This window comes from Brevundimonas pishanensis (genome assembly GCF_022750635.1).
In the GTDB taxonomy this organism is placed as follows: Bacteria; Pseudomonadota; Alphaproteobacteria; order Caulobacterales; family Caulobacteraceae; genus Brevundimonas; species Brevundimonas pishanensis.
In genome coordinates this window covers 38483-54187 of record NZ_JAJKBG010000002.1, presented here as the reverse complement: position 1 = coordinate 54187, position 15705 = coordinate 38483, and the positions used below count along the sequence as shown (strand labels likewise).

Here is a 15705-nt window from a genome sequence, read left to right as displayed (position 1 = left end):
ATGACCACGTTCCAATCCATCGACCCCACCACCGGCGAAGTCGTCTGGGAAGGCGCAGAGAGCACGCCGCAACAGGTCGCAGACGCCGTCACCAAGGCCCGCGCGGTCATGGCCGACTGGGCATTACGCCCGCGCGAAGAGCGCGTCGCCATCCTAAAGGCATATCAGGCTAAGCTGAAGGAACGCGCCGCCGAGATCGCCGAGACCATCAGCCGCGAGACAGGCAAGGCCCTGTGGGAGACGCAAGGCGAGGTCGGCTCCATGCAGGGCAAGGTGGACATCTCCATCCGCGCCTATGACGAGCGCACGGGCGAACGCAGCAGCGACACCGCGTTTGGACGCGCCGTCCTGCGCCACCGCCCGCATGGCGTCGCTGCAGTGCTTGGCCCCTTCAACTTCCCCGGCCACCTGCCGAACGGGCACATCGTGCCGGCCCTTCTGGCGGGCGACACGGTGGTGTTCAAACCTTCGGAAGAAGCCCCCAAGACGGGTGAACTGATGGTGCAATGCCTGCTGGAAGCGGGCGTGCCGGACGGCGTGATCAATCTGGTACAGGGGGGCAAGGACGTCGGCGCGGCCCTGCTGGACCAGAAGATCGACGCCCTGATGTTCACCGGATCGGGCGCAGCGGGAGCCCACTTCCGCAAGAAGTTCGCCGATGATCCGCATGTGATCCTCGCGCTGGAACTGGGCGGCAACAACCCGCTGGTCGTCTGGGACGTGTCCGATCCCGAGGCTGCGGCCACTCACGTTGTTCAGTCCGCCTTCATCACCTCGGGCCAGCGTTGCTCCTGCGCCCGTCGCCTGATCGTGCCGAACGGCCCGCAGGGTGACGCGGTAGTCGAGGCTGTGGCAGCACTGTCGGACCGCCTGCGTTACGGCGCATGGAACGGCAATGAAGAGGTTTACGGCGGCCCGCTGATCTCGGCACGCGCCGCCAAGAAGGCTCTGTCTGATCTTCAGGAACGTATCGACCTGGGAGCCAAGGTCATCCGCGCCTCGGGTCCGATTGACGGCTTGGCCGATGCTTTCGTCAAACCCGCCATCATCGATGTGACGGGCGTGAACGTGCCGGATGAAGAGATCTTCGCGCCGTTCCTGTCGGTCATCCGCGTGGACAGTTTCGACGACGCCCTGGAGGCCGCCAACAACACCCGCTACGGCCTGTCGGCTGGGCTGATCAGCGATGATGCCACGCTGTGGGATCGCTTCATCACCACCATCCGCGCAGGCGTGGTGAACTTCAACCGCCCGACCACCGGCGCAGCGGGTGACATGCCCTTCGGCGGCCTCGGTGCCAGCGGCAACCACCGCCCCAGCGCCTACTACGCCGCCGACTACTGCGCCTATCCGGTCGCCAGCTTCGAGGCTCAGGGCGTGAAGAACATTGCCAGTGAAATCAAAGGCCTGATGTAATGTCCTCGCACGCGGTCGAAGCCAACGCCGATGGCCTGATCGGGCCGACGCACTCCTATGCGGGCCTGTCGCCGGGCAATCTGGCGTCCAGCCTGAACAAGGGCGAGGCTTCGTCTCCGCGTGCGGCGGTCCTGCAGGGGATCGACAAGATGAAGCGGCTTGCAGACCTCGGCCTGCCGCAGTTCGTCCTGCCCCCGCATGAACGCCCGAGCATCCCCTTCCTGCGCTCTCTGGGCTTCGCGGGTACCGACGCACAGGTGCTGGAGCGGGCATGGAAGGACGCGCCGAGCTTTGCCGCCGCCGCCTGCTCGGCCTCGCCCATGTGGGCGGCCAACGCCGCGACCGTGACCCCCAGTGCCGACAGCCAAGATGGCCGCGTGCATTTCACGCCCGCCAATCTGGTCACCAACCTGCACCGCAGCCTTGAGCACGAGCAGACGCAAAGGGCGCTGAACGCCCTCTTCCCCGACGCGAGCCATTTCGCCGTCCATCCGGCCCTGTCGCCGGTCAGCCATCTGGCCGACGAGGGTGCGGCCAACCATGTGCGCCTTTGCGCCGACCACGGCAGCGAGGGCGTGAACCTGTTCGTCTGGGGCCGCGAGGCGTTCGAGGCGTGGGATGGTCCCTTCCCCGCCCGCCAGACCCGCGAGGCGTGCGAGGCCATCATGCGCCGCCATACCGCCTCGAACGTGGTCCTCGCCCGTCAGGGACGCGCCGCCATCGCGGGCGGCACCTTCCACAATGACGTGGTGTGCGTGGGCGCGCTGGATACCCTCTTCTTCCACGAACTGGCGTTTGAAGACCTTGAGGCCACCAAGGCCGCCATCCGCGCCGCCGCCAAGGGCTTCGAGCCGAAGTTCGTCGAGGTTTCCGCCGCTGACCTGCCTCTGGCCGATGCGATCAGCAGCTATCTGTTCAACTCCATGCTGATCCAGATACCGGGCGAGGACCGCCTGACCCTGATCTGCCCCACCGAGACGCGCGATAACCCGCGCAGCCATGCGGTGGCAGAGCGTATCGCCACGTCAAACGGGCCGATCGGCCGCGTGGAATATGTGGATGTGCGCCAGTCCATGGCCAATGGCGGCGGCCCCGCCTGCCTGCGCCTGCGTGTCGTGCTGACGGATGAGGAACTGGCCGCTACCAACGCCGCCATGCGGATGACGGATGAACTGCACGCCCGCCTGACCATGTGGGCGCTGCGCTGGTACCGCGAGGAGTTGCGCCCTGCCGATCTGGCCGATCCGGCCCTGCTGGAGGAAAGCCGTGGCGCTCTGGACGAACTGACGTCCATCCTTCACCTCGGCAACGACTTCTACCCGTTCCAGCGCTAGGCCCGAAGTCGCTCCAGCGCCTGCGGATAGCGACGCGACACGGGGGCTTCCACCGCGCCCAGCGATACGGTCCAGTCTCCCGATCCCGCAGGCTCCAAACCCGTCATGTGGTCGGGATTGACCAGCCACGAGCGGTGGCTGCGTACGAATCCGACCGGAGCCAGCCGCGCCTCGACCGCCGCCATGGTCGCCCGCATCAAAGGCCTGCGACCATCAGCCAGCAGGAACTCGACATAGTTCCCCGCCGCCGTCACGGCCAGGATGTCGGCCAGCGGCACACGGATGATCCGCGCCCCATCACGGATATCGAAGCTGACGGGCCTTACCTCTTCGTTGCGGTTCTGGCGCACCATGGTGACCGTCCAGAACACCGACAGGTGCAGCAGATAGGACAGCAGGTCCTTGCGGAACTCCGACAAAAAGCCGCTGAAATCATAGTCCGCGCCCATGGCCGCATAGGTCGCCTCGCGAAGGGCGACGAAGACGCCAACGTGCACCACGCTATAGGCCAAGAGGCCGACGATATGCACCGCCACGAAATGCAAACGCGTGGCCCAACGGGCGGCCAATAACTCATCGGGATGGGCCTTGGCGGCGGCCAGCCAGGGTATCCAGATCGCAGCGGCCAATCCGATAAGGCTCGATACTTCCCAGACCAGCGGCTCCCACCGCGCCGCGTCGGGTGTGTCCATCAAGGTGGTGACGACGTTGATCGCGCAAACCAGCCCCGCGCCGATAACGATCAGCCCCCCGCCCTTTAGCAGGTCATCCCTGTCGGCTCCGTTCGTCCCGCCCCAGGTGCCACTCGTCACAACCATTCGCGTTTCGTCCCACCGCTGGCCACACCGGCCCCCTCGACCTTGTTCCAGCACGCAATGTTACGCCGAATAGCCGCCATGACCCAAGCACTCTCGCAACCGCAAGGCACAATGATCGGGCGCCGGCACGATCTGGATGCCATCCGCATCGGGGCCTTTGCCCTGCTCATCCTCTATCACGTCGGCATGTTCTATGTGCCGTGGGACTGGCACGTGAACAGCGCCCGCCCGCAGGAATGGCTACAGCCGCTGATGTGGTTCACCAGTCCATGGCGAATGACACTGTTATTCATCGTTTCCGGTTCCGCGACCCGTCTGCTTTACGAAGCCTATAAGCGTCAGGGTTCGGGTGCGGCCGAGCGGCTGGGCGGTGCACGCCTGTCGCGTCTCGGCCTGCCGCTTCTGTTCGGCATGATGATGATCGTGCCGCCCCAAACCTATTACCAGGTCATGGAGATGGCGCGCACCGGCACGCTACTGTCAGGCCTTTCGCCAGAGGTCGCAACGGCTGGCTTCTGGACCAAGTACATGACCGCCAGCGGCCAGTGGTGCAACCCCGAAGAATGCCTCATCACGCCCACCTGGAACCATCTTTGGTTCCTTGCCTATGTCCTGCTGTACGGGCTGATGGCGGCCATGGTTGCAGGCGTAGCCGCATCACGCCTCGGTGTGTGGGCACAACGTCTGGAACGTGTGTTGCGAGGCCCGTGGCTGTTCATTCTGCCGATCGCCTTCTTGGCCGCGATCCGTATCGGCCTGTACCCTCACTTCCCCGTCACCCATGATGTCGTGCGCGATCTCTATACCCACGCGCTCAGCCTACCGGCCTTTGCATTCGGCTGCCTGATGGTGGACGCACCAAGGCTGACGTCGCAGTTCGTCAAGCATCGCTACGTGGCATTGGCAGTGGCGCTGGTCAGCTATGTCGCCTTTGTCAGCTACATGACCCTGTATCCCGAGGGGACGACCCCGCCCGAAGCCCTGCGCAATCTCATGCGCGCCGTCTATGCGGTGGACCAATGGAGCTTCATCGTCGCCATCCTCGGTTTTGCGGCCAAGCATGTGACGCGCACCACTCCGCTGATGAAGTATCTGGGGGGCGGTATCTTCAGCTTCTACATCGTCCACCAGACGATAACGGTCGTGGTCGCTGCTAATGTTGAGAAAATGAAACTTCCGCTGTTCGCCGAAATGGGCATTGTGTTGTTCATCACAGTGGGGGGATCGGTTTTGGCCTATGAAATTGCCAAGCGGATAGGCGTGCTCGGACTGCTCCTCGGTGTTTCCGCACCAAAGCGCGCCGTTTCACAGTCTGTACAAACCCCTGTCATACCCGTGTAACCCGTTCCCGACATGGACAGCCCTATGAACCAGTCCCGCCGCGCCTTTATGGTCTCCGCCACTGCCCTCGCCCTTGCCGGTTACGCCCAACGCGCCCATGCGCTGGCTGAAGGGTTTGTCGATGCCACCTTCCACAATGAGGTCTTTGGCTATGGCCCAATGGTCAAAGACCCCTACGGCCTGATCGACCTGCCCGAAGGCTTTAGCTATCGCGTTATCTCTCAGGTAGGCGAAACGATGAGCGACGGCCTGATGACGCCGGACAAGTTCGACGGCATGGCCTGTTTTCCAATGGACGACGACCGCGTCATTCTAGTGCGCAACCACGAGGTCGACCCGGACGAAATCAACCTCTCGGCGTGGGGGGCAACGCACCGTCTGGCCGACAATATCGACCGCTCGAAGGTCTATGGTGTCTATCCCGATCCGGACGGCGGCGTTTATCCGCTGGGCGGCGGTACGACCACGCTGGTCTATAACCTCAAGACCAAAAAGCTGGAGCGCAGCCACCTGTCGCTGGCGGGCACGGCCACCAACTGCGCGGGCGGCAAGACGCCGTGGGGATCGTGGCTGTCGTGCGAAGAGAGCGTTGCGGGCCTGAAACACGGCCTGCCACAAGACCACGGCTGGGTGTTCGAGGTGCCTGCGAATGCGACGGGACTAATTGATCCCAAGCCGATCAAGGCCATGGGCCGGTTCAAGCATGAAGCCGCCTGCATCGATCCGCGCACCGGCGTGGTCTATCTGACCGAAGACGTCGAGAACTCGCTCTTTTATCGCTATCTGCCGATAGATCCGCGCCATCTGGACAAGGGTGGTCGCCTGCAAGCGCTGATGATCGCCAATCAGCCCTCCGCCGACACCCGAAACTGGAACAGCCCCCTCTGGAAACAGGGCGACAAGCTAGCAGTGCGCTGGGTCGATCTGGACGAGGTTGAAAGTCCGGAAGGCGACCTGAACCTGCGCGGTCACGCCAAGGGGGCCGCCCTGTTCGCACGAGGCGAAGGTCTGCACTGGGCCGACGACCATCTGTATTTCACCTGCACCTCGGGAGGCGTCAGCCGACACGGCCAGATCATGCGCTATGCCCCCTCCCCACGCGAAGGCGCGCAGGACGAGACGACACAACCGGGCCAGTTGGAGCTGTTCGTGGAATCTGCGGACCGCGCCGTGTTGGACTACATCGACAACATCACCATTGCCCCCAACGGCCACATCATCGGCTGCGAGGATCGCAAGGTCGGCACCAACCACATCAAGGGCGTTATGCCCGATGGGCGCATCTATACCCTAGCCCGCAACGCGGAACCGCACGAGGACGACGACAGCAGCAATGAATGGGCGGGCTGCTGCTTCTCGCCCGATGGTCAGACGATGTTCGTGAACCTGTATTCGCCAGGGGCGACGGTCGCCATCACCGGCCCGTGGGACCGTTTCCGCGTTTGATTATTGCAGCGCGTGAATACGCGGAGAGTGTCGGCCATTGGCATCGACGTTGAACAGGCGAAGTTGCTCCTGTTCGGTGATCGGCTCGACGCCCTCCGTCATCACGATCGATTCCTCGGCGGCATAGGCGATCAAAGTGCCTTCATCGCTGTCGATCATGATGGAATAGAACGGCTGCTCGGGGCTGACCGACCCGATTTCGTCGGGCGCGCCTTCGTATTGCGCATCAACGTCCAGCACCAAGCCATAGAAGGCGTGGTGGATATGGCGGACCTTTTGGCCCAGACCAAATCGAGCTGTGCGAGCGTTGATCATGCAATCGATACGCACCGGAAAGCCCTTCGGTTGCATTCAAATTGTCATTGTATGTGACTATTTGTAACGCTGTTCTAACAACCTAATCCGCAACACCACGCATAAGGGGCTTGGCCTCGGTCCCCTTGGCGGGCTAGGCTGATTGAGACGGGCGCCACTCTGGACCGCCCACATACCCAGTCGGCCCAATGCCGGAGACCAAAGGCGCGCCTCACGGCCGCGACTCACGGTCCCAGCCCGCTCGGCCCCGCCGTTCGAGCGATTCAAATCGCGATGCGCCGCTGTATGGCGCGTTGGATTTGGGGACCAATAATTGTCGCCTGCTTATCGCGCGTCCGTCGCGTGACGGCTTCCGCGTGGTCGATTCCTTCAGCCGTATAGTGCGCCTTGGCGAAGGTCTTTCACGTACCGGAAAGCTCGACGACAAGGCGATGGAGCGAGCCTATGAGGCGCTGTCCCTCTGCGCCGAACGCATTGCCCGCCGTGGTCTGAAAGCCGAACATCTGGCCGCCGTTGCGACTCAAGCCTGTCGCGCCGCCGAAAACGGCGAGGCGTTCATCGAACGCGTCCGCCGTGGAACCGGCCTGCAACTTCGCATCATCGACCCCGCCGAAGAGGCCAGCCTGTCGGTGGCGGGCTGCATCAATCTGATCGACCCCACGTCCGAGGCGGTTTTGGTGATCGACGTAGGCGGTGGATCAACCGAGCTGTCTTGGATGCGCCGCACCGACGACAAGCTGGAAACCGTCGCATGGATGTCGGCCCCGCTGGGCGTTGTGACCCTTGCCGAACGCCATCCAGAGCCAAAAGGGTCTCCGGTTGAATGGTATGAGGCCATGGTCGCCGACGTGGCCGCAGCCATCGCTGCCGGTGCTCCGAACGATCCCGAATACCACGCCCTGTACAAACAAGGCCGCGCCCATATGGTGGGGACGTCGGGTGCGATCACCAGTCTTGCCGGTATCCATCTCGGCTTGCGCCGCTATCAGCGCGATCTGGTGGACGGCTTATGGATGACCCGCGCCGACTGCGAAGCGGCTGCTAATCGCCTGATCATTCTGGGTCCCGCAGGACGCGCGGCAGAGAACTGCATCGGGCCAGATCGCGCCGATCTGGTCTTGGCGGGCGCGGCCATCCTTGAAGCCGTGCAGCGGGCTTGGCCGTGCGATCGCGTACGCGTGGCCGACCGCGGATTACGTGAGGGGCTGCTGCTGACCTTGATGAGCGAAGCTGCACAACCCACCCGCAAACGCCGCCGTCGCCGGCGGCGCTCGAACAAGGGCGGGGCAAAGCCCGCCGCCTGATATCTTAGGCCGGATCCACGATCCGCATGGGTACGGGCACGTCGCAGACCGAGAACTCGGCCCCCTTCTGGCGCATAATATCAGCCACGGCGGCTTTAAACGCCTGCCCATCTGGACGCGCGCGATATACCTGCGGGCGCTCGGCTACGGCCATATCGGATGCCACCTGCACCCGCAGCATCAGGTCGGGGTTTTCCACCATTCCGCTGGGTAGCGCACCCGCGTTCAGGCTGTTGACCACGTCTTGCCCAGCCACCACGCGGCCCCAGACGGAATAGCGCCGCTCCAGCGTCGGGTAATAGTCGCGCATGAGGAAGAACTGGCTATTGGCGCTGTCGGGATCGTCGTCTCTCGCCATGCCTGCGACACCGGGGCAATAGACAGCCCAGGCCGTAGCTTTCCGGTCTTCGGAGTGGGTGAAGAAGCGATCGGGCTGGGTGACCATCGGCAGGCTGTTGTGCAAGCCGACCGGATAGCCTGCTGGGCTGACGAAGGGCGTGAACGCCGTGTCGGCACCCCGCCGGAAGGTGAACTCGGCCTTCAGATCAGGATGCGAACTTTCGCCCTCGCCTGTCCCCGTCGGGTCACCGGTTTGGGCCATAAACCCGTCAATGACGCGGTGCCATTTAACGTTGTTATAGAAGCCTTCGCGAGCCAGCAGACGCAGACGCTCGACATGGAGCGGAGCGACGTCCGGCGTCATCTCGATCCAAATCCGGCCTTTGGTGGTGTCGATCACCAGCAGGTTTTCGGGCGGAACCTGCTCGAAGTCAGCAGCCGACGGCGTATCAACTGCCGCCGAAGCGAGAGGGGCCAAACCGAACAACGCAGCGGCTGCTGCGACCAGAACCAATGCGGGCTTCATGACCCCTCCCCTTATGTTTTAGCGTGAAATCAGCGGGTGCCGATCTCCACCGGAATCTCGACGTCGCAGACGTCAAAGGCCGAACCGCGTGCGGTGCGGGCGGCCTCTACCGCCGCATTGAACACAGCCCCGCCAGCGACGGCAACGCGCACGTCGGGACGTTCGTTCTCTGGCAACTGCGAGGCGAGACGCGCACGGGTGATGGTGTCCGCACCTTCACCGACCGCGCCGTCGCTGCTGTCCGAGCCCTTCTTGAGCGCCTTGATCGCGTCCATTCCGCCAACCACGCGGCCAAGTACCGTATAGTTGCCGTCCAGCGCGTCATTCCGGGCAGTCATGAGGAAGAACTGGCTGTTGGCGCTGTTGGGCGAACCCGCGCGGGCCATGCCCGCCACACCGGCGCAGAACAGCGGAACAGCGGGCACCTTCATGTCCGCATTGATCATCATCTGGGCATCAGGCTGCGAAACCACGGCGACCGAGCCAACCATGCCGCGGTAGCCACCGGTGGCGGTCGGAACCGCGGCGAAACCGGCATCACGACCGCGGCGGAAAGAGAACTCGCCCGGAACGTCCGGCAGTTCACTACCACCCTCGCCGGTCCCCTTGGGATCACCGGTCTGGGCCATGAAGTCGGGAATCACGCGGTGGAATTTCAGGCCGTCGTAAAAGCCCGCAGTCGTCAGGGTGCGGATACGCTCGATGTGGGCAGGAGCCACGCGGGGCTCCAGTTCCACCATCACGCGGCCTTTGGACGTATCGATGATCCAAAGATTCTCGGGCGTAACCGTGCGCCAGTCTGCCGTTTGGGCCTGCGCTCCACCGACCAGCAAGGTCGACGCCGCGACCATCGAAATCACCAGATTTTTCATTCAGATATACCTCAGTCCTTGCGGACTTTATCCAGCACAGCCGCCGCAATCGTGGGGCTGACGAAGCTTTCGATGTTGCCACCAAGCACAGCGATTTCCTTCACGAGACGCGAAGCAATCGCCTGATGACGCGGATCAGCCATCAGAAACACTGTCTCGATCTCGCTGTTGAGGCGCTGGTTCATTGCCGTCATCTGGAATTCGTACTCGAAGTCCGCCACGGCACGCAGGCCACGCACGATGCAGTTCGCGTTCAGCTCTTCCGCGAAATGCATAAGCAGGCTCGAGAAGGGACGAACCTCGATGGTGCCGCCGAAATGCGCCACTTCCTCGCGCAGCATTTCCACGCGTTCATTGGTCGTGAACAACGGCCCCTTGGCGTCGTTTTGCGCCACGCCGATCACCAGTTTGTCGACCAGTTTGACAGCACGACCGATGATGTCGAGGTGGCCATTTGTGACCGGGTCGAAAGTGCCCGGATAGAGTCCAATACGCATAGGCTTCCCGAAGCCTCCCCAAGGGTAAGTTCGTAAGTCTTAGCAGGTGCGAAAAGTCAAAAATAGCGGAAACGGGACCGCTTCGTCCGGAAACCTGTTCGCCTACAGTAGCTGGACAGGCTGGCTAGTCCATGCATCGCGAAGCCGCTGGATCATTTGAGGATTTCCCGCGAACGCATGCGCATCGATACGGTCTATGCTGGCAGCGGGGGTTGCTGCATTGCACAGGAACGCCGCATCATAGGCCTTGAGGTCCGATAGGGTCACGACCTCTGAAGTTTGCGGAATGCCGGCTTGGTCCAGCCCCTTGACTATGAGCCGCCGGGTCACGCCGTCCAGCATGAGGCCGGTCGGCCATACGACAGTGTTGCCTCGCACAAAGCCGACATTCCAGAGCGTGCCCTCTAAAATCATGCCGACCTCGCCCGTCAGCAAGGCATCGTCAAAGCCTTCCAGCCGCGCCTGACGTCGGGCGTGGATAATGCCGGTCGTCCCCAGGTGTTTAAGGTGCGGCAATTCGCGAAGATGTCGGATCGAACGAACCGCCTGCCCGTCCGGCAGAGGCGACGAAGGGCCCGAAACCCAAACGCCAACCCTAAGGCCCTCGACGCTTTCCGGCGCGCGGAGTGACATGTCCGATCCAGTGACGGTCACACGGACCCAAGCTTGATCCAGCGCCTGAACTGCATGGGCTATCCATTTGACAGCCAACGACTTGTCCAGATCGCATGAAAAAAGCTCGCGGCATGAAGCCGCGAGCCTTTCCAAATGCATATCCAACCCGCGAACACCGCCTTGCGCGTAACCGAAGGAGGTCACGGCACCATAGTTTACGGCTGCCATTTGCAGCAGGTAGGCCTTGGTGGCCGGATGGCCGTCGACCCACAGTTGCGGTTCGACAGCCATAAGGATCAGTCTTCCGACGCGTCCGTGGCCGGAGCCTCCGTCGCCGAAACCTCCGTAGCGGTACCTTCGATGACGTCGCCTTCACCCAGGTCGGCATCGTCCTCGCCCGAGCTTGGCAGGCGCTCGACCGAGACGACGCGCTCGTCCTTGCCGGTGCGGAAGATCATCACGCCTTGCGAAGCGCGGCCGACGATGCGGACCTGCTCGACAGGGGTGCGGATCATCTGACCACCGTCGGTGACCAGCAGCAGGTCATCGGCAGCTTCCACAGGGAAGGCTGCAGCCAGACGCTTGCCAGCGCGGCCGCCCAGACCGTGCGCGGTCAGACCCTGACCACCACGACCGGTGCGGCGGTATTCGTAAGCCGACGAGCGCTTGCCCAGACCGTTTTCAGAGACGGTGAGGATGAACTGCTCTGCGGCTTCGAGTTCGGCGAAACGCTCGGCTGACAGCTCGACCGAAGCTTCGACCTCGTCCTCGGCCTCGGTCGGGGTGTTGTCTTCCTCGCCGTCCTCAGATGTCGCGCGGCGCTTGGCGTTAGCCAGTTTGACGTAGGTGGCGCGTTCTTCCGGCGTTGCGTCAACACGGCCGAGAACAGCCATGGAGATAACTTCGTCGCCGTCTTGCAGACGGATACCGCGCACGCCCGTGGAGTCGCGACCCTTGAAGACGCGAACGTCGTCGGCCTTGAAGCGGATGGCACGGCCCAGAGCGGTCGTCAGCAGGATATCGTCTTCGGCATTACAGATGGCGACACCAACCATGTGGTCGCCTTCTTCCAGCTTCATGGCGATTTTGCCTGCGCGGTTCACGGTGGCGAAGTCGCTGAGCTTGTTACGACGCACGTCACCCGACTTAGTGGCGAACATGATGTCGTAGTCGCCCCACGTGCCTTCATCCTCCGGCAGCGGCAGCACGTTCATGATGCTGTCACCCGGCTCGATCGGCAGCAGGTTGACGAAGGCCTTGCCCTTGGACTGCGGCGTGCCCAGCGGCAGGCGCCACGTCTTGAGCTTATAGGCCTTGCCGTTGGTGGCGAAGAACAGAACCGGCGTGTGGGTCGAGGCCGAGAATACGCCAGTGATGGCATCTTCGTCCTTCATGGACATGGCCGAACGGCCCTTACCGCCGCGATGTTGCGTACGGTAGGCGTTCAGCGCCACGCGCTTGACGTAGCCGGTATGGGTGACGGTCACGACCATGTCCTCACGCGGGATCAGGTCTTCGTCTTCCATCTCGTGGTCGCCTTCACCGATAACGGTGCGACGCGGCACAGCGAACTGGTCCTTAACCGACAGCAGGTCTTCGCGGATGATGGCCAGCACGTGCTTGCGATCAGACAGGATTTCGAGGTGACCCGAGATCGTGCCTGCCAGCGTATTGGCTTCACCGAAGATATCGTCACGGCCCAGACCCGTCAGACGCGACAAGGTCAGCGCCAGAATGGCCTTGGCTTGCTCGTCGGTCAGGCGGATCAGACCGCCTTCAACCAGAACGGTGCGCGGGTCGGCGATCAGGTCGACCAGAGCCATCATGTCGCCGACGGGCCAAGCCTTGGCCTGCAGGCGTTCACGGGCTTCCGACGGATCAGCCGACGAGCGGATGATGTGGATCACTTCGTCGATGTTTGCGACGGCCACAGCCAGACCGACCAAGACGTGACCACGATCACGCGCCTTGTTCAGTTCGAACTTGATACGGCGAACGATGACTTCTTCGCGGAACTCGAGGAAGGCTTCCAGCAGCGAGCGCAGGCCCATCTGTTCCGGACGGCCATGGTTCAGCGCAAGCATGTTCACGCCGAACGACGACTGCAGCGCCGTGTAGCGGTAGAGCTGGTTCAGGATGACGTCGCCCGAAGCGTCGCGCTTCAGCTCGATGACCATGCGCATGCCGGTACGGTCGGATTCGTCGCGGACGTCGGCAATGCCTTCTAGACGCTTCTCGCGCACCATTTCGGCGATACGCTCGATCAGGGTCTGTTTGTTGACCTGATACGGAAGCTCGGTGATGACGATGGCTTCGCGATCCTTGCGGATCTCTTCGATCGAGGCCTTGCCGCGAACGATGACCGAGCCACGGCCGTCCCGCAGAGCGTTGCGCGGCGCGGTGCGGCCCATGATCTCGCCGCCGGTCGGGAAGTCCGGACCCGGAACGATATCCAGCAGGGCTTCGTCCGACACGTTCGGATCATCCAGCAGGACGACAGCAGCATCGATCACTTCGCCCAGGTTGTGCGGCGGGATGTTGGTCGCCATGCCGACGGCGATACCGCCCGCGCCGTTAACCAGTAGGTTCGGGATACGCGCCGGAAGAACGGCAGGTTCGAGTTCTTTTTCGTCGTAGTTCGGCTGGAAATCGACAGTGTCTTTGTCGATATCGGTCAGCATCGCCACGGCGGCGTGGGTCATGCGTGCTTCGGTGTAACGCATCGAAGCCGGCATATCGCCGTCGACCGAGCCGAAGTTACCCTGACCATCCACGAGCGTGAGGCCCATGGAGAAATCCTGCGCCATACGCACCAGCGCCATGTAGACCGACGAGTCACCATGGGGGTGGAAGCGGCCCAGCACGTCACCGACAACACGCGCGCACTTCGAATAGGCGCGGTCTGGCGACATGTTCAGGTCGTACATCGAATACAGGATGCGACGGTGAACAGGCTTCAGGCCGTCACGGGCGTCAGGCAATGCACGGCTGACGATAACGCTCATGGCATAGTCGAGGTACGAGCGTTTCAGCTCATTCTCGATAGTGATCGTTGCGATATCGCCGGAAGACGCTGGTGCGCCGTTTTGGTAACTGTCGTCGGTCAATGAAATCAGGCTTTAAATGGCCGGAATCGGAACGTGATCCGCTAGGGTCGGTTTCTAGCACTCTAGGCCCGTTGTGGCAAAAGCTGCGAGGGGCCAAAATGCCGATAGCAACAGGAAGAATGACAATGAAAAAAACTGCCATCGCCATCGCCGCCAGCGGCATCCTGACCATGACGATCGGCTGCGCTGCGGTCGCACAGGACCATAGCCATGCTGGTCATGCTGCACAGGCCGCACAAACCGCGCCGAGCGCGTCGGAAATGCTGGTTCACCTGCTGAACAATCAAGGTCAGGCCGCCGGCCATGTGCAACTGAAACAAGGCGCATCGGGCGTTTTGATGATCGTAGAGGCCGAAGGCCTGACGCCGGGTTGGCACGGCATCCACCTGCACGCCACCGGCCAGTGCGAAGCGCCTTTCACCTCCGCCGGTGCCCATATCAACCATGCCGACCCCAAGGTGCCGCATGGCCTGCTTAATCCGGCCGGTCCGGATGATGGCGATCTGCCGAACATCTATGCCGACGCTAATGGTGTGGCCAAGGCCGAACTGTTCACCAGCAAGGCCCGCCTGATCGACGGTGCCCCGGGGCAGCCGCTGCTGGACGCCGATGGCTCGGCGATCGTGATCCACGCCAACCGCGACGACCACACCAGCCAACCCATTGGCGGCGCAGGTGACCGCGTGGCTTGCGCGGTGATCAAGGCCAACTAACCCAGCGCTCAACGACGCAAAAGGGGCGGACCACGCAAATGGTCCGCCCCTTTTTTCATTCCATTTCGGCGTGATTACCTCGCCGCGCCGACACGCAGGTTTCGTTCGGCCAGCGACACAACGATCACCCCTACAAGCGTCAAAGCAGCGCCGACCACGATCTGGCCGGTCAGCAGGTCGTCCATGAACAACCAGCCCATCAGCACAGACACCACGGTTGAACCCAGCAGGTAGGGCGTAACCCGCCCCGCCTCGCGGCGCTGGACCAGCCAGAACAGCAAGCTGGTGGCCATAACCGACGACAACAGCCCCGCCCACACAATCGACGCCCAGACCAGCGGGGGTGCAGCCTTCAAGCCCTCGAGCTGACCCGTTTCAAACACGAACGAGCCCAGCGCCATCGTCGGCAATGCAGTCAACGCGAGGATCCCTTGCATCTTCAACGGCGGGACCTTCGTGGTACGACGCGCAATCACCGTCACCAGCGCCCAAACCGCCGCGGCCAGAATGCCGAACACAATGGCTTCCCAGTCATGCAGCGCATGCGGGTCCGCTGTCATCCATGCGACGCCAATAAAGGCGATAATCATCCCCACGACAGCCGGCCATTTCAGCCGCTCGCCCAATAGCAGGAAGGCGAACATGGAGGTGAACGGTATCCACATCTGTGTGGCCACGGATACCGGACTGACGTCCTGCGCCAGAGAGAAGGCGTAATAGACCAGACCGTAGTGCACCGCACCGCCGAGGAATGCGATTGTCAGCATCGCCTTCCAGTTCGGAAACGGCGGGCGCACGAACGGCAACAAGCAAACCGCAGCAATGGCAAAGCGCAGCCCCGCGACCATCAGCGGGGGCATATATTCCGTCGCCAGTTTCGCGGCGGCGTTGTTCACGCCCCAGATGACCACAATGGCCAGGATGGCGCCGATTTCCAGTGGGGTAAGCTTTTGATCGGTCATTTCCCCACAGGCCATGCCATAGGGCGTGTGCTTTGGCTTCTCACGATATTTGTCAGCGTGTTTCGGTAATCTGCGACACGCGCTAATAGAGCCCGTTCCA

General features: G+C 62.6%; 14 protein-coding genes. 6 read left to right on the top strand and 8 right to left on the bottom strand.

Features of this window, described 5'->3' with window-relative positions; all coding sequences use genetic code 11:
- Together astD and astB are read left to right on the top strand one after the other, a co-directional pair.
- Window positions 1-1416 (top strand): succinylglutamate-semialdehyde dehydrogenase, encoded by a 1416-nt coding sequence (gene astD / locus LOX95_RS03875; RefSeq protein ID WP_242913158.1) that lies wholly within the window; start codon window positions 1-3, stop codon window positions 1414-1416.
- Complete coding sequence (astB, locus tag LOX95_RS03870) at window positions 1416-2750, top strand: N-succinylarginine dihydrolase (protein ID WP_242913157.1); 1335 nt, start codon at window positions 1416-1418, stop codon at window positions 2748-2750. The genes astD and astB overlap by 1 nt, the downstream gene beginning before the upstream one ends.
- On the opposite strand, the gene LOX95_RS03865 is transcribed toward astB, so the two are convergent.
- On the bottom strand, window positions 2747-3562 hold the full coding sequence (locus LOX95_RS03865; protein ID WP_242913156.1) for a LytTR family DNA-binding domain-containing protein: 816 nt from the start codon (window positions 3560-3562) through the stop codon (window positions 2747-2749). The two genes, astB and LOX95_RS03865, sit on opposite strands and share 4 nt — an antisense overlap.
- 84 nt (window positions 3563-3646) lie before the next feature.
- Here LOX95_RS03865 and LOX95_RS03860 point away from each other — a divergent pair, with 84 nt between their 5' ends.
- Together LOX95_RS03860 and LOX95_RS03855 are read left to right on the top strand one after the other, a co-directional pair.
- Entirely contained in the window at window positions 3647-4909 is a 1263-nt protein-coding gene (locus LOX95_RS03860; RefSeq protein WP_242913155.1) for an acyltransferase family protein, read from the top strand.
- A gap of 24 nt (window positions 4910-4933) precedes the next feature.
- Complete coding sequence (locus LOX95_RS03855; RefSeq protein ID WP_242913154.1) at window positions 4934-6355, top strand: alkaline phosphatase PhoX; 1422 nt, start codon at window positions 4934-4936, stop codon at window positions 6353-6355.
- Here LOX95_RS03855 and hspQ read toward each other — a convergent pair whose 3' ends face one another.
- Window positions 6356-6706 (bottom strand): heat shock protein HspQ, encoded by a 351-nt coding sequence (gene hspQ, locus LOX95_RS03850; protein ID WP_242913153.1) that lies wholly within the window; start codon window positions 6704-6706, stop codon window positions 6356-6358.
- Between the two features lie 152 nt (window positions 6707-6858).
- On the opposite strand from hspQ, the gene LOX95_RS03845 reads away from it, so the two are divergent.
- On the top strand, window positions 6859-7974 hold the full coding sequence (locus LOX95_RS03845) for a Ppx/GppA phosphatase family protein (protein ID WP_242913152.1): 1116 nt from the start codon (window positions 6859-6861) through the stop codon (window positions 7972-7974).
- 4 nt (window positions 7975-7978) lie between these two features.
- Here LOX95_RS03845 and LOX95_RS03840 read toward each other — a convergent pair whose 3' ends face one another.
- The 5 genes from LOX95_RS03840 to gyrA form a co-directional block, all read right to left on the bottom strand.
- The gene (locus tag LOX95_RS03840; protein WP_242913151.1) at window positions 7979-8839 is read right to left on the bottom strand and encodes a peptidylprolyl isomerase; all 861 of its coding nucleotides are present in this window, start codon (window positions 8837-8839) and stop codon (window positions 7979-7981) included.
- 29 nt (window positions 8840-8868) lie between these two features.
- Window positions 8869-9711 (bottom strand): peptidylprolyl isomerase, encoded by an 843-nt coding sequence (locus tag LOX95_RS03835; RefSeq protein WP_282452643.1) that lies wholly within the window; start codon window positions 9709-9711, stop codon window positions 8869-8871.
- Between the two features lie 11 nt (window positions 9712-9722).
- The gene (gene coaD, locus LOX95_RS03830) at window positions 9723-10208 is read right to left on the bottom strand and encodes a pantetheine-phosphate adenylyltransferase (RefSeq protein ID WP_242913150.1); all 486 of its coding nucleotides are present in this window, start codon (window positions 10206-10208) and stop codon (window positions 9723-9725) included.
- Between the two features lie 102 nt (window positions 10209-10310).
- Window positions 10311-11114 carry an aminotransferase class IV gene (locus LOX95_RS03825; RefSeq protein ID WP_242913149.1) on the bottom strand — a complete coding sequence of 268 codons (804 nt, stop codon included), beginning with the start codon at window positions 11112-11114 and terminating at the stop codon, window positions 10311-10313.
- A 5-nt stretch (window positions 11115-11119) separates the two neighbouring features.
- Window positions 11120-13930 carry a DNA gyrase subunit A gene (gene gyrA / locus LOX95_RS03820; protein WP_242913148.1) on the bottom strand — a complete coding sequence of 937 codons (2811 nt, stop codon included), beginning with the start codon at window positions 13928-13930 and terminating at the stop codon, window positions 11120-11122.
- Window positions 13931-14100: 170 nt separating this feature from the next.
- On the opposite strand from gyrA, the gene LOX95_RS03815 reads away from it, so the two are divergent.
- Window positions 14101-14643, top strand: a complete 543-nt coding sequence (locus LOX95_RS03815) for a superoxide dismutase family protein (RefSeq protein ID WP_427846571.1) — start codon at window positions 14101-14103, stop codon at window positions 14641-14643.
- Between the two features lie 74 nt (window positions 14644-14717).
- Here the strand turns inward: LOX95_RS03815 and LOX95_RS03810 are convergent, their stop codons facing one another.
- Window positions 14718-15605 carry a DMT family transporter gene (locus LOX95_RS03810; RefSeq protein ID WP_242913146.1) on the bottom strand — a complete coding sequence of 296 codons (888 nt, stop codon included), beginning with the start codon at window positions 15603-15605 and terminating at the stop codon, window positions 14718-14720.
- Window positions 15606-15705: the final 100 nt, after the last annotated feature.